We start from the raw sequence: 14,110 nt of genomic DNA on the forward strand, positions 1-14,110 counted from the left end.
CCTGTCGTCTTGTAGGGGCGTCCCCCACTTTGCGTCGTAAATCTGACGTGAAAGCCAGCTGAACGTAGAAAGTTGACCCAATGCGTCACGTGCGACACGGATCACAAGCCGGGTTTTTGGCGGACTGTGCGCCATGTGCCGACACCTTGCGGCAACGCACCCGGGCAGGGCGTCGAAAAGTGGTCGCCGATGCGCGGGCTGCGGAGCGTGTCAGCACGCGCCGTGCCACGGGGCGGCGACGGCCTTCCGACGCGCGATCAGGGACGATCGTGGTGACGCATCGCCACGCGCAGCAGCTCGCTGGCGTTGCGGCAGCCCAGCGCCTCCATCATCCGCGCGCGATGGGTCTCTACGGTCTTGACGCTGATGCTGAGGTCGGCGGCGATCTGCTTGGTCGTCCGCCCGGCGCCGAGCGCGTCGAGGATCTCGCGCTGCCGGCGCGGCAGGCTCTCCACATCGCCCGGCTCGCGCGGGGCGCGATAGCCGCGCAGCTGCGGCGCGGACACCTGCGGGCTGAGGAAGGTCCGGCCGGCCGCCGCGGCGCGCAGCGCGATCTCCAGCTCCGCCGGCGAGGAATCCTTGACCACATAACCCAGCGCGCCGCGCGTGAGCGCCTCGCGCACGTGCAGCACATCCTCGTGCATGGACAGCACCACGATGGCCACGTCGGGATGCAGCCGGCGCAGTTCGGCCAGCGCGTCGAAGCCGGTGCGGCCCTTGAGCGAGAGGTCGAGCACCACGACATGGGGCAGCAGCTGCTTGGTGCGGATCACCACCTCGTCGGCGTTGGCGGCTTCGCCCACGATCTCGACGCCTTCCATGGCTTCCAGCAGGCGTCGCACGCCGGCTCGCACCAGCGCGTGGTCATCGCATATCAGGACGGACAGCACGCGCCGCTCCTTCGTTTTGTTTCCGTGTAACCCCCTGCGCGTCGCACCTTAACGAACCACGTCGCGGCTGAAAAGGGCTTGCATCACGTCGCAAGCGTGCCTAGGTCCCACGCCGACGTTGCGCGATGTCACGTCGATGGATGCGGAACACGTGCCGTTCCAGCGCCGCCTCGAGCGTGGGCGAGCTCGGCGCGAAGGCCAGCCAGGCGCGCGTGCCGCCCGCTTCGGGCGCGGCCGCCACCACCTGCGCGGGCAGCACCAGCGGGGAGGGCAGCCAGTCCGAGGCGCGCACGCGGAAGACGCCCTGCGTGCCGGGCTGCGCGGCCTGGTCCAGCACCAGTTCGACGCCGCGCGCCGACCAGCGCAGCGCGCGCTGTGCGTCCTGGGCGGCCTGTCCGCCGGCCAGGTCGGCCACCAGCAGGGTCAGCAGATCCAGCTTGGCCTCCAGGCGCAGCAGCGCCGGGTCGGGCGGCTGGTCCGGGTCGTCGCCGCGGCCGATGCCATCGTCGATCACCGCCAGCGCGCGCAGCAGCGACTCGGCCCGGCCGAGTAGTCCATCCACGGCCGAGGGCGCCAGCGCCTGCGGCACGAAGGCCGACGCGCGCGTCTCCTCCAGCGTCAGGATCTCGTCGAACAGCAGCGCGTGCGCCTGTTCGGGCGTCGCGGGCACGGGGTCGGTCATCGCGCGGACTCGGGGGACGAAGGCGGCAGGATGCCGCAAGTCGCGTGCAGGATGCGGATAGGACAGCGGCGGCGCGTCAGCTGCGCCGGCGCGGGGCGCTACTTCAGCGCACGCATCCAGGCATTGGCGCCGCGACGGCCGGCGCCGAGGCGGGCCAGTTCGGCGCTGGCGGCGTCGCGGCCGGCGCGCAGTTCGTCCATCAGCAGCTGGTAGTCGGCCAGCAGGGCCAGCCACGGGCCGCGGTCGGCGGTCTTCAGGTCGATCCGCGACAGCGCCAGGACCAACTGGTGCTGGTAGCGGCTGAGCAGTTCGTCCGCCGCCTCCCAGGTCTCCAGGTGGATGGCGTGGCGGATCTGCTCGATCGGCAGCGCGGGCACCTGCGCCAGGGCCGACGGGGGCGGCTGCGCGATCTCCATCACGCGCCTTGCGGCGCGATCTGGCGCCAGGCGGCCTCGATCTCGCCCAGCAGGCCGTCCACTTCCTGCAGCGGGGCCAGGTCGTTGTTGAGGTTGGCGGCCAGCAGGCGGCGCTGGCAGTAGTCGTACAGCGCGGCCAGGCCCGCGGCGATCTCGCCGCCGGCGTCCATGTTCAACGAGCCGTTGAGCCCGCCGATGATGGCGCAGGTGTCGGTGATCGCATGCGCCTTGCGGGTGACGTCGCCGCGTTCGAGCGAGGCGATCGCCAGGCGGATGCGCTCGCGCGCGGTGGACAGCATGATCGCGATCAGCTGGTGCGGGCTGGCGTCCAGCGTCGCGCTGCTGGCGCCGGTCTGCTTGTACTGATTGGCTAGGCTGCGGGCATTCATGGCAAGGCTCGTCGATTAGTCTTCGCTGCTGCTCTTGTTGAGCTGCTGGGTCAAAAAGTCGCTGGTGCTCTGCAGCTTGGTCATCATCGTGTCCAGTGCGGTGAACTGCGCCTTGTAGCGGGCCTCGGCCGCGGCCATGCGCGTGTCCAGAGCCTCCTTCTGCGCATCGAGCTTCTTGGTCTGTGCGGTGAGGCTGTCGCTGCGCGTGCTGAGCAGGCCGCCGCTGTCGATCATCGCGCCCATGGTCGTGGCCATCTTGCCGGCCATGGTGTCGCTGCCGCTGCCGAACACGCGGCTCAGCGCGGCGGGGTCCTTGGACAGCCCCGCGTTGAACTGGGTCTGGTCCAGGGTCAGCGTGCCGTCGGTACCGATGCTGATGCCCAGCGACTTGAGGTCGACCACGTTGGCGCTGAGCGTGTTGCGCAGCTGGCTGGTCACCCCGCGCACCATCGCATCGCCGTTGAGCGCGGCGGCGACCTTGGTGCTGGCGTTGTAGTTGGTGGTGCTGGCGATGGCGTACAGCGCGGCGTTGAACTTGTCGACGAAGTCCTTGACCGCGCTCAGCTGCGCCGAGGTGTCGGTGGCCACGTCCATGGAGATGACCGTGCCCGGCGCGGCCGCCTTGAGATTCAGGGTCACGCCCTGGACCAGGTCGGTGATGGTGTTGCTCGAGCTGGTGCGCAGCACCCCGTCGACCTTGACCTGGGCGTCGCTGGCGGCCACCAGCTGGTTCATGCCGCTGCCGGCGCTGCCGTCGTAGGAGAACGCGGCCAGGCCGCCGTCGCCGCCGCTGGCGGTGACCGAGATCTGGTTGGCCGTGCCGCCGTCGAGCGAGGTCAGCACCAGATGCGCGCCATCGTCGCCGTTGACGATGCTCGCCGAGATGCCCGAGCCGCCCGCGGCGGTGTTGATCGCATCGCGGATGCCCGACAGCGTGCCGTTGGCCGTGGTGATGTCCACCGACAGCGTCTTGCCGCCGTAGCTGATGCTGAGGTTGCCGGTGCCGACCACCGCGGTGCCGTCGCCGCTGAAGCCGCTGGAGGCGAGCTTCTGCGCCGCGGCCAGCGACAGCACTTCGACGTTGTAGCTGCCGCGCGCCGCGCCGGCCGCCGCCGTGGCGCTGAAGCCGGTGTTGGCCGACAGGCTGACCGCGCGCGCGTTGGCGGTGCTGCCGCCCTGCAGGACGGTGAGCGAGGAGTCCAGGTTGGAGAAGGCCGAGCGCAGCGTGGCCACGGCCGAGACCTGGGCGGTGATCTTGGTCTGCGTCGCGGCGTAGCGGGTGTCGGTTGGCGCCCGTTCGGCGGCGACCAGCTGCGCGGCCATCGTCGCCGGGTCGATGCCCGAGGAGCTGCTGGTGCTGCCGATGGTGGTCATGCGCGGCCTCCGGCGAGGGCGCTCGGCGCGGTGGGCAGCGTGTCGGCGTTGCGCATGGCGCGGTCCTCGCGGGGCGGGAAGAACGGGTGGGCGATCGTGCTGGCGGCCGTGGGGTCGCCGTGGAAAGACGCATCTCGTCCTGTTCCAAGCCGGCGCGGCGCGCGGGCTTGGAACAGGACGCGACCGGAAGGTCGCGTCCTGGTGACGCTTGGGATTACGAGATCAGCTTCAGCACCGACTGGGCCGACTGGTTGGCCTGGGCCAGCATCGCCGTACCGGCCTGCTGCAGGATCTGGTTGCGGGTCAGCTTGGCCGACTCGGCCGCGTAGTCGGTGTCCTGGATGCGGCTGCGGGCCGCCGACAGGTTCTCCGAGGTGGTCGACAGGTTGGACACCACCGAGCTGAAGCGGTTCTGGATGGCACCCATGTTGGCGCGGGCGGTATTGACCGAGGCCAGGGCCGCATCCATCAGGTTGATCGCATCGTTGGCATCGGCCGCGGTGGTCAGCTTGAGGTCGGTCAGGCCGGTGTGGCTGACCGAGGTCGCGGCTGCGGTCGTGGTGCCGCTGACGCCGCCGGCGTTGGTGAGCGCGGTGAAGGTGGCCGTCGAGCCCTGGCCGGTGACCGTGAACTTGCCGGTCGCATCGTCGAAGGACACGTTGGCCAGCGCGGTGTTGGACGCCTTGGCGGTGTTGAACGCCGACTCGAACGCGGTGGCGGCCTGCGCGGCGGTGCGGCCGGACGCGGCGGCGATGGACACGGCCACGCCGTTGATGGTCACCGAGGTCGCGGCGGCGGCGTCGGTGTAGGTCAGCGCGGCGCTGTCGGCGGTGTAGGTGGTCGAGGTCCAGGTGCCGCCCAGCGAGGCCTTGGTGGCGTTGGCGATGCTGGCGATGGAGATCGTGTCGCCGACGTTGGCGCCGACCTGGAAGGCCTGCGCGGTGAACGAGCCGTCCAGCAGGTTCACGCCGTTGAACTTGGTGCTGGTGGCGACGCGGTCGATTTCGTCCTTCAGGGCCTGGGCTTCCAGATCCAGCGCGGCGCGGTCGGTCGAGTTGTTGGTGGCGTTGGCCGACTGCACGGCCAGTTCGCGGATGCGCTGCAGGTTGTCGCCGATGGCGCTCAGCGCGCCTTCGGCGGTCTGCGCCAGCGAGATGCCGTCGTTGGCGTTGCGGGCAGCCTGGTCCAGGCCACGGATCTGGGCGGTCATACGCTGGCTGATGGCCAGGCCAGCCGCGTCGTCCTTGGCGCTGTTGATGCGCAGGCCCGAGGACAGACGCTGCATGGCGGTGGCCAGGTCGCTGCTGGACGCGGTCAGGTTGCGCTGAGCGTTCAGCGAGCTCACGTTGGTATTGATGACAGACGACATGAGAAGTCTCCTAGTTGAGGGTCCGGCGGCGACTGAGAGGGTTGGGGCCGGTTCCGCAGGGTGTGGCCGGGATTGGCCCTCTCCGCTGCTGATAGGGTTATCGGCGCGCTCGGCGCCGCCTTTAGCCCTGGGTCGAAAGAAATCCGAGCTTTCTTCCCAGCGCGACATGCCAAACACGTGCACAAGCAGTAGCGCGAACCGGACGTGTCATGTGGGTCATGCCGCGACGCCAACGCGCTTGCCTCCTGTAACGGCGACCCGAGCGCGGACTTGAGTCCGGATCAAAAATCCCTTGTTTTGCGCTGTTTCCCGCGCTCTTGACCTCGAAGCTTCTTGTGCGAAAACACAGAACCGCACTGGCTTGGTGGGAGCCGCCATGGCGGCGACCAGGCTCTCCCTGGACAGCCCCATCGCCGCCATGGCGGCTCCCACCGAGCAGCCGAACGACTGTCGCGTTCTGTGACCTACATCAAATCGAACAGTGACTTGCTTTGCACCGCGAGCATCGTCTTCTGCGCCGCCTCCAGCGCGACCTGCTGCAGCGAGAGCCGGCTGGCCGCCTCGGCCGGGTCGACGTCGCGCAGGTTGGACAGGGTGCTCTGCAGGCTGACGCCGTAGGCGCTGCGCGCGTCGGTGGCATCGTCCAGCGCGGCCAGGCGCGAGCCGGTCTGCGAGCGCGACAGCAGGAAGTGGTCCTGCGCGCTGGCGATGTCGCTCAGCGCGCCGTTGAGCGCGTTGCTGCGCGCGGCCTTCTGCGCATCGGTCGTGGCCGGGGTCTCCAGCGCGGTGGCCAGGCTGTCCAGCGTGCTGAAGATGTCGCGGTTGGGCGCCTTGCCCACGGTGAAGGTGTCGCCGGCCGCGGGCGCGCCGCTGAGGGTCATCTGGATGCCGCCACCGCTGATCGCGCTGCCGGCGGTGTAGGTGCCGGTGGAGACGACCGCGCCGCTGCCGTCCAGGATCTGGTAGCTGTCGGCGGCGGTGAACTTCACGGTGACCGACTGCCCGTTCCAGGCGCCGCTGTCGATCACCGAGCTGTTGCCCAGCACGCCGGTGCCTGTGTTGCCGGCGCCCACGCTGGCCACGCTGATGCCATCGCCGGTGCGCACGCGCAGGAACAGGTCGCTGCCCGGATCGGTGTCGGCCACCTTGAGGTTGGGCGCCACCTCGACCTGGTTCTGGCCGTCGTCGCCGACATAGGTGACCTGGCCGCTGGCGTTCTGCGCGAAGGGGATCACGCCATCGCGCGATCCGGCGAACAGCTGCTTGCCGGTGCCGTCGTCGCGGTTGGCGATGGCCAGGATCGCCGCGCGGATCTGGCGCAGCTCGTCGGCGATCGAGGCGCGGTCGCTGTCCGAGACGGTGGCGGTGTTGGCCTGGATGGTCAGCTCGCGCGCGCGGTCCAGCTGCGTGCCGACATCGCTCAGGGCCTGCTCCTGCGAGCGCAGCCGGTGCTCGACCAGCGCCGCGTCCTTGTCCTGCTGGTCCAGCGTGGACAGCGCATGGTCCAGGCGCTGGGCCTGGGCCATGCCGGCCGGGTCGTCGGCGGCGGTGATCAGTTTCTTCTGCGTGGTCAGCTCCAGCTGCGTGCGCGAGACCTTGGACTGCTGGGCCAGCATCGCGGCCAGACTCTGCTGGTGCATGCCGTTGGTGGAAAGGCGAAGGGTCATGAACAGGCTCCGGGTTCAGCGCGCCACGGCGGACAGAAGGGTCTGGAACAGGGTGTCGGCGGTCTTGAGCACCTGCGCGGCGGCCTGGTAGGCCTGCTGGAACTTCATCATGTCGGCCGCTTCCTCATCGAGGTTGACGCCGCTGACCGACTCGCGCTCGGCGCTGACCTGCGCATCGATGGTCTGCTGCGCCTCCAGGCTCATCTGCGCGTGGCTGGCCTCGGTGCCGGCCTTGGCGGTGAGCTGGCTCATGGCCATCGTCAGCGACTGGGTGCCCCCGCTGAGCAGTTGCTTGGTATCCAGGGTCGAGAACGCCTGGGCATTGGCATTGCTGGACGAGCGCGCCGGCGTCGGCGCCAGGCTGAAGCTGTCGCCCGCCGTGGGCGTGCCCTTGAGGGTGATCGACCAGCCGCCGGCCGGATCGCTGATGGCGCCCCCGCTATAGGTCTGCGGACTGCCACCGTTGATGGTGTAGGTGGTGTCGTCGATGAATTCGATCTGGGCGCCGCTGAAGGAGGCGAAGGCACTGGCGCTGGTCACCGCCGTGCTCGCCACCGAGGCCTTGCCCAGGTTGCTGGTGGCGGCGCTGGCGCTGATGGCGCCGGCCGCGGCGATGCCGGTCGGGTCGCTCATCGCCACCGTCAGGCTGCCGGCCGCGCCGGTGGTCGGGCGCACGGTGAACTTGTCGCCGGCCGTGGCCGCGCCGGACAGCACCAGCGAGACACCTTGCACGACGAACGGGTTGCCGGCCGAGCCGTCGCCGCTCATCGGCCACCGTCGCGCCGGTGTCGGCGCGCTGGGCGGTCCAGCCGCTGCCGCTGTAGCGCAGCACGATGTCGCTGCCGGTGAGCTGGGAGACGTCGCCGACCGTGACGGCGAAGCTCGCCGAGCCGGTGTTGGCCGCGTTGGACGCCACCGCCGGTGCGGCCAGCTTGAACAGGTCGGCGCCGATCTGGCCGTTGTAGTCCACGCCGTTGGCCTGGGCCTGGTTGAAGGCCAGCGCCACACCGGTGGCCAGGCGGCCGAGTTCGTTGCGCGCCGGGTCGAGCACGTTGGTGCGGAACTGCAGCAGGCCGCCCAGCTCGCCCGAGATCGAGGCATCGGGCAGGCGCACCGGCGTGCCGTTGCCGGCATCCAGGCCCACCTGCAGCCGCCCGGGCTGGTCCGGGTCCTGCAGCGCGGTCAGCGTGCTGGCCTTGGCGCCGATCACCAGCGGCTGGCCGCCGGTGGTGAACACGCTCAGCGAGCCGTCGGTCTGCTGGACCGTCGTCGCCCCGATCAGCCCGGCCAGCTTGGTCACGCGCAGATCGCGCGCGTCCAGCAGTTCGGAGGAGGCGTTGGCGCCGGAGGAGGCGATGGTCTTGTTGAGGTCGGCGATCTCCTTGGCCAGCTGGTTGGCTTGGCCGACCTTGTCGGAGAGGTTCTGGTTGGTCTCGTCGTCGATGGTGGACAGCTGGCCATCGAGGGAATTGAAGCGGCCGGCCAGCGACCGGGCCGCGGCCAGCAAGGCCTCGCGCGCGCTGGTGCTGGTCGGGTCGCTGGACACCCCGCGCGCGGCATCGAAGAAGGCCGACATCGGCGTGGACAGGCCCGTGCTCGAATCGGACAGCAGCGTATCGACCCGCCCGGCCATCGACGACAGGCTGGTCAGGCGCCCGACCTCGCCGCTGCTGTCCACCTGGCGGGCGAACACCAGCCCGTCGGCCAGGCGCTGCAGCGCGGCCACATCCACGCCCTGGCCGCTGTTGCCCACGCCGGCGGCGATGTTGTTGCCCACGCGCGCGGCCAGGCTCACGCGCTGGCGGCTGTAGCCCTCGGTGGTGGCGTTGGCCACGTTGTTGCTGACGGTGCCCAGCGCGCGCTGGAACGCCAACAGGGCCGAGCTACCGGTGGAAAGCAGACTGGTCATGGCGCGGTCCTGTCAGAGGTCAGTAGCGCGCCACGGCGCGATAGCGGTCGCCGAGCGCGGCGAACACCGAGGTGTCCACGCCGGCGCCGGAGGCGGAGGCGGCCGGCTGGGCCGAGGCCAGCTGCGCGTCGTTGCCGTAGCGGCCCAGTTCGCCGCCGCCGGGCAGGCTGGCCAGCGCGCGGTTGATCGTGGCGCCGTTGGCGATCGCGGTCAGCTTGGAGGCGTAGTGCGGGTCGGTGGCATAGCCGGCGCGCTGCAGCGCGGTGGCGAAGCGGTGCGTGTCCTGGCCGGTGCCGCGCGCCCCGGCGTAGCGCTCGTTGCCGAGCAGGCGCGTGTAGTCGGCGAAGCTCTCGGCGGCCGAGCCGTAGGCGCGGAAGTTGGCGCGCTCGGAGCGGCGCACGCCGTTGCTGTATTCGGTGGTGGCGACGTTGACGCTGTCGCCGTCCCAGCTGGCGCCGGCCTTGATGCCGAACAGGTTGTTCGAGGTCACGCCGCCCTTGCCGGCCAGGCGCCGGCCCCAGCCGGTCTCCAGCGCGGCCTGGGCGACCAGCGCCTTGGCCGGGACGCCCAGGGCCTGCGCGGCCTTCTGCGCGTGCGGCCAGATGGACTGGACGAAGGCCTCCGGACTGCTGCAGTCCAGCTGGCAGTCCTCGTCGATCGGCGGCGGCAGCGGCGTCGCCGTGGCCGGCAGCGCCTGCAGCGACACCCCGGCATGGGAGGCCGCCAGCGACAGGCCGCCGACGCCGGCCACCGGCGTCGCGCCGGAGGACGCATTGGGCGCGCGCAGCGGCAGCACGCCGGACAGCGGGAAGGCGCTGGCGCGCGCAGAAGTGTCCAGCCGCATCGGCGCGCCCTGCGCGCCGCGGGCCGCCGGCAGCGTCGTGTCCAGCGCCTGGCCGGCCGCGCTGCCGCCGTTGTCGCGGCTCAGCTGCTTCTCGATCACCGCCTGCAGGCCCAGGCCGCGGCCCTTGGTCAGCTCCTTGGCCAGCTGCTGGTCGTACATGTCGCGGTAGGTGGTATCGCCGCCGGCCAGCGGATCGCCGCCGGTGGTGCCGCGCATGGACTTGACCAGCATCGAGGCGAACTGGGTTTCCAGTTCCTTCGAGGCCTTCTTGATCTGCTCGGGCGAAGCGGTATGCGACTTCGTCAGGGGCAGTGCAGTGGTGCCGGGCAGCTGCAGGGTCATGGCGGTAGGTCGGGCGGGCCGGGAAAGCGGTGTCGTTCCTTCCTAGGCAAGAGCTGTGCCGGGGGGTGTCAAAAGGTCGGCGGGGGATTGGAGCTGGGAATCGGGAATCGGGAATCGGGATTCGGGAATCGGGAATCGGGAATCGGGAATCGGGAATCGGGATTCGGGATTCGGGATTCGGGATTCGGGATTCGGGATTCGGGCAGCGGCGTCTCCGACCGCAGGGTCTGCCCCCTCCCTTGCGAAGCAGGGGAGGGCTGGGGAGGGGTTGGCTTTTGCTTTTGCTGTTGCATCAAGCGAAAAGCGACCCCTCCCCAGCCCTCCCCTTCGCTGCGCGAAAGGGAGGGGGCGGAAGCGTCGCTTTGGGCGAGTTGATTGCGTGCGTCAGCAGTTCAATCCGCGGCATTGAGTTGCCGCCACTTGGGCCTGGCCCCTCACCCCTTAAATGATCTCCAGCTCCGCTCGCAGCGCTCCGGCGCGCTTCAGCGCTTCGAGGATCGCCACCAGGTCGCCGGGTGCGGCGCCTACGGCGTTGACCGCGCGGACGATGGATTCCAGCGAGGTGCCGCCCTGGAACATGAACATCTTGCCGCCCTCGGCGGTGGCGCTGATGGTGGACTGCGGGACCACCGCGGTCTGGCCGCCGCGCGAGAAGGGTTCGGGCTGGCTGACCAGCGTGTTTTCGCTGATCGACACGGTCAGCGAGCCATGCGAGACCGCCGCCGGCAGCACGGCGATGTTGCCGCCCATGACCACCGTGCCTGTGCGTGCATTGACCACCACCTTGGCCGCGGCCGCGCCGGGGCTGACGTCCAGCGACTCGAGCTGGGCCATGAAGCCGATGCGGTTGCCCGGCGGAGCGGCGATCTGGATGGTCACCGGATCCACCGCCTGCGCGCGGCCGTTGCCGAAGGTGCGGTTGACCGCATCGACGATGCGCGAGGCGGTGGTGAAGTCGGCCTCGTGCAGGTTCAGCGTGACCAGGCCGTTGTCGGCGCCGCCGCCGGGGGCGGGGCGTTCGACCGTGGCGCCGTTGGGGATCGAGCCGCCGTTGGGCGCGTTGACCGAGATCTTGGAGCCATCCTTGCCCGAGGCGCCGAAGCCGCTGACCACCAGCGTGCCCTGGGCCATCGCATAGATCTGGCCGTCGGCACCGCGCAGTGGCGCCATCAGCAGCGCGCCGCCGCGCAGCGAGCCGGCGTTGCCGATCGAGGACACGGTCACATCGATGGTCTGGCCCGGCTTGGCGAACGGCGGCAGCTCGGCCTGGATGGCCACCGCGGCGACGTTCTTCAGCTGCGGATTGGTGCCCGGCGGCAGGGTCACGCCCAGCTGGTCGAGCATGGTCTTCAGGCTCTGCACGGTGAAGGGCGTCTGGCTGGTGCGATCGCCGCTGCCGTCCAGGCCCACGACCAGGCCATAGCCGACCAGCTGGTTGCCGCGCACCCCGGCCACCTGGGCCAGGTCCTTGATGCGTTCGGCCTGGGCGGGAGCGGCGATGAGCGCGGCCAGGGCCAGCACGGCGGTGACAAGACGGGAATTCGAAGCACGCATGGCGGCGTTACTCAGTAGGGCGCGGCGGCGGAATTGAAGAAGCGGCTCAGCCAGCCCATGGCGTTGGAACGCGCCACGGCGCCACGGCCGCCGTACACGATGCGGGCATCGCCCACGCGGTCGGAGGTGATGCGGTTGTCCGGGCCGATGTCGGCCACGCGCACGATGCCCTGCACCTGCACCAGCTCGTCGCCCTGGTTCAGGCGCACCTGCTTCTCGCCGGCCACGCGCAGGTTGCCGTTGCCCAGGCGCTGGACCACGGTCACGGTGATGTCGCCATCCAGCGAGTTGCTCTGCTGGGTGTCGCCGGCGCCGTTGAAGCCGCGCTTGGCGTCCACCTCGGCCTGCAGGATGTTCTTGCCGTTGTAGGTCACGCTCTGGCCGAGCACGGTCGGCGCGCCCATGGCGATGCTGTCGTTCTTGCTGATGCCGGTCTTGGCGTTGGACTTGGCGCTGGTGCTCTCCACCAGCACGATGGTCAGCAGGTCGCCGACCTCGCGCGCCTTGTTGTCCTGGAACAGGCGAATGCCGCGGTTGCCGCTGCCGTCGGCGGCGGTGGCGAAGATCGAGCCCCCGCCATCGCCCGGCGTCGGCTGCGCATAGCCCGGCTGCGGCGAGGGCAACTGCGTGTACTGGCCCGGCGAGCGGCCCAGCAGCGTGTTCTTGTCCAGCGCCTGCTGCGGTGCCAGCTGGTCGGAGAAGGGACGCACGTCGCCGACCACCGTGGCGCAGCCGGTGAGCGCGCCGAGGGCGCAGAGCAGGGCGAAAGAAAGGAGCACACGCATGGCGGCGGTCACAGGTTCTGGTTGAGGAAGCCCAGCATCGAATCGACGGTGCTGATGGCCTTGGCGTTGGTTTCGTAGGCGCGCTGGGTCTCGATCATCGACACCAGCTCTTCGACGCTGTTGACGTTGGAGCCTTCCAGCGAGCCCTGGATCAGCAGGCCGGCGCCGTTCTCGCCCGGCGTGCCGGTCTGGGCCGGGCCGGAGGCGCCGGTCTCGGTGTACAGGTTGCCGCCCTTGGACTGCAGGCCGGCCGGGTTGACGAAGTCGGTGACGGTCAGCTGGCCCACCTGCGTGGCCGCGGCCTGGCCGGCCAGCTGCACGCTGACGGTGCCGTCGCTGCCGATGGTGATGCTCTGCGCGCCTTCGGGGATCTGCAGGCCCGGCTGCACCGGATAACCCTCGTTGGTCACCACCTCGTTCTCGGCGTTGACCTGGAAGGCGCCGTCGCGGGTATAAGCCGACGAACCATCGGGCAGCAGCACCTCGAAGAAGCCGCGGCCGTTGATCGCCACGTCCAGCGCGTTGCCGGTCTGGCTCAGGTTGCCCTGGGTGAAGGACTTGGCCGTGGTGGCCACGCGCACGCCGGTGCCGGTGGACATGCCCGAGGGCAGCATCGTCTGTTCGGAGGTCGCGCCGCCGGGCTGGCGCTGGGTCTGGTAGAGCAGGTCCTCGAAATTGGCACGGTCGCGCTTGAAGCCGGTCGTGTTGATGTTGGCGAGGTTGTTGGAGATGACCGCCATGCGCGTCTGCTGCGCGTCGAGGCCGGTCTTGGCGATCCAAAGCGCCTGGGTCATGGCGGTTCTCCGTTACGGGAAAGAGTGAGGGTCAGCTCGAACGCAGCAGGGAATTGGCGCTCTGCGCGGTCTCGTCTCCGCTGTGCAAGACGCGTACCTGCATCTCGAACTGGCGCGCCAGCTCGATCATCGACACCAGCGAACCGGTGGCATCGACATTGCTGTTCTCCAGCACGCCGGTGGAGAGCACCGCGCCGGCGGCCGGCGTCGGCGCCGGCGCGCCCGGCGCCTGGCGCATCAGTCCATCCTCGCCGCGGGCCAGGTCGAGGGTGCTGGTGCGCACCACCTGCAGGCGGCCTATCTGGGTCATCGACGAGGCGGGCGAGCCCTGTGGGATGACCGAGATCGTGCCGTCGGCACCGATGTCCATGCCGTCGTTGGGCGGGATCACCATCGGCGCGCCGCCGGCATCGAGCAGCTGCAGGCCGGAGGCGGTGGTGAGCAGGCCGTTCTGGGTGATCTTCAGGTCACCGGCGCGGGTGTAAGCGGTGCCGCCGGCCTTGTCCTGCACGGCGAACCAGTGGCCTGGCTGCAGCGCCACGTCCATGCCGTTGCCGGTGGTGCTGAGCGAACCGCTGGCATCGGAGACGCCGACCAAGCGCTGGGCGGTGGCCACGCGCGAGGCCAGCCCGTTGCCGGTCACCGGCATCGCCTGGGTCGCATCGAGCGTGGCCTGGAAGCCGACGGTCTGCGCATTGGCCAGGTTGTGGGACACGGTCGCCTGCGACTTGAGCGTCGCGCTGGCGCCGGTCATGGCGATGTAGAGGGCTCTGTCCATGCCCGGAGCATGCAAGTGGTGTGCCGGGGGGCGAGGAGTGAGTGGAGAGCAGTGAGGAGCGAGCGAGAATCGCAATCCGTAAGAGGCGGGAGCCGCGAGGAATTCGAGCCGCAAGAAGCGCACGGCAAGGAGTCGTTCCGACGCGGCTTGCAGCCGCCAAAGCGAAAGCGCCGGCACAGGCCGGCGCTTCGCTTTGGCTTCGGCCCCCTCCCTTTCGCGCAGCGAAGGGGAGGGCTGGGGAGGGGTGCTTTTGCTTTGTACGGCAGCAACAGCAACATCCAACGCAACAGCAACAACAAAAGCCAACCCCTCCCCAG

General features: G+C 70.0%; 14 protein-coding genes. All 14 read right to left on the reverse strand.

Annotation, left to right across the window (positions count from 1 at the left end):
- Window positions 1-257: 257 nt before the first annotated feature.
- The 14 genes from QE438_RS18685 to QE438_RS18750 all read right to left on the reverse strand — a co-directional run bounded on the left by QE438_RS18685 (window position 258) and on the right by QE438_RS18750 (window position 13,793).
- Window positions 258-887: a response regulator transcription factor gene (locus QE438_RS18685; RefSeq protein WP_131660195.1), complete on the reverse strand. Its 630-nt coding sequence runs from the start codon at window positions 885-887 to the stop codon at window positions 258-260.
- Between the two features lie 103 nt (window positions 888-990).
- Window positions 991-1,572 carry a PilZ domain-containing protein gene (locus QE438_RS18690; protein WP_306993462.1) on the reverse strand — a complete coding sequence of 194 codons (582 nt, stop codon included), beginning with the start codon at window positions 1,570-1,572 and terminating at the stop codon, window positions 991-993.
- A gap of 98 nt (window positions 1,573-1,670) precedes the next feature.
- Window positions 1,671-1,988: a hypothetical protein gene (locus QE438_RS18695; RefSeq protein ID WP_130515577.1), complete on the reverse strand. Its 318-nt coding sequence runs from the start codon at window positions 1,986-1,988 to the stop codon at window positions 1,671-1,673.
- A complete protein-coding gene (gene fliS / locus QE438_RS18700) occupies window positions 1,988-2,377 on the reverse strand; it encodes a flagellar export chaperone FliS (protein ID WP_130523223.1) in 390 nt (129 codons plus the stop codon). Before fliS ends, QE438_RS18695 begins: the two co-directional genes overlap by 1 nt.
- 15 nt (window positions 2,378-2,392) lie before the next feature.
- Window positions 2,393-3,751, reverse strand: coding sequence for a flagellar filament capping protein FliD (fliD, locus tag QE438_RS18705; protein WP_306993460.1), 1,359 nt, complete (start codon window positions 3,749-3,751; stop codon window positions 2,393-2,395).
- 214 nt (window positions 3,752-3,965) lie between these two features.
- Entirely contained in the window at window positions 3,966-5,120 is a 1,155-nt protein-coding gene (locus tag QE438_RS18710; RefSeq protein WP_130515582.1) for a flagellin, read from the reverse strand.
- A gap of 464 nt (window positions 5,121-5,584) precedes the next feature.
- Entirely contained in the window at window positions 5,585-6,787 is a 1,203-nt protein-coding gene (gene flgL, locus QE438_RS18715; protein WP_130530815.1) for a flagellar hook-associated protein FlgL, read from the reverse strand.
- A 15-nt stretch (window positions 6,788-6,802) separates the two neighbouring features.
- Complete coding sequence (locus tag QE438_RS18720) at window positions 6,803-7,327, reverse strand: flagellar basal body rod C-terminal domain-containing protein (protein WP_309736062.1); 525 nt, start codon at window positions 7,325-7,327, stop codon at window positions 6,803-6,805.
- Window positions 7,227-8,696 (reverse strand): flagellar hook-associated protein FlgK, encoded by a 1,470-nt coding sequence (flgK, locus tag QE438_RS18725; RefSeq protein WP_309736066.1) that lies wholly within the window; start codon window positions 8,694-8,696, stop codon window positions 7,227-7,229. The genes QE438_RS18720 and flgK overlap by 101 nt, the downstream gene beginning before the upstream one ends.
- A gap of 19 nt (window positions 8,697-8,715) precedes the next feature.
- Window positions 8,716-9,882: a flagellar assembly peptidoglycan hydrolase FlgJ gene (gene flgJ, locus QE438_RS18730; protein WP_306993455.1), complete on the reverse strand. Its 1,167-nt coding sequence runs from the start codon at window positions 9,880-9,882 to the stop codon at window positions 8,716-8,718.
- Between the two features lie 441 nt (window positions 9,883-10,323).
- Window positions 10,324-11,436 carry a flagellar basal body P-ring protein FlgI gene (locus tag QE438_RS18735; protein WP_130530823.1) on the reverse strand — a complete coding sequence of 371 codons (1,113 nt, stop codon included), beginning with the start codon at window positions 11,434-11,436 and terminating at the stop codon, window positions 10,324-10,326.
- 11 nt (window positions 11,437-11,447) lie between these two features.
- The gene (locus QE438_RS18740) at window positions 11,448-12,221 is read right to left on the reverse strand and encodes a flagellar basal body L-ring protein FlgH (protein ID WP_306993453.1); all 774 of its coding nucleotides are present in this window, start codon (window positions 12,219-12,221) and stop codon (window positions 11,448-11,450) included.
- Between the two features lie 8 nt (window positions 12,222-12,229).
- The gene (gene flgG / locus QE438_RS18745; protein WP_130515592.1) at window positions 12,230-13,015 is read right to left on the reverse strand and encodes a flagellar basal-body rod protein FlgG; all 786 of its coding nucleotides are present in this window, start codon (window positions 13,013-13,015) and stop codon (window positions 12,230-12,232) included.
- A gap of 31 nt (window positions 13,016-13,046) precedes the next feature.
- Window positions 13,047-13,793: a flagellar basal body rod protein FlgF gene (locus tag QE438_RS18750; RefSeq protein WP_130515594.1), complete on the reverse strand. Its 747-nt coding sequence runs from the start codon at window positions 13,791-13,793 to the stop codon at window positions 13,047-13,049.
- Between the last annotated feature and the right edge of the window lie 317 nt (window positions 13,794-14,110).

The sequence above is a fragment of the Pseudoxanthomonas sp. SORGH_AS_0997 genome, from assembly GCF_031453535.1.
Classification (GTDB): domain Bacteria; phylum Pseudomonadota; class Gammaproteobacteria; order Xanthomonadales; family Xanthomonadaceae; genus Pseudoxanthomonas_A; species Pseudoxanthomonas_A winnipegensis.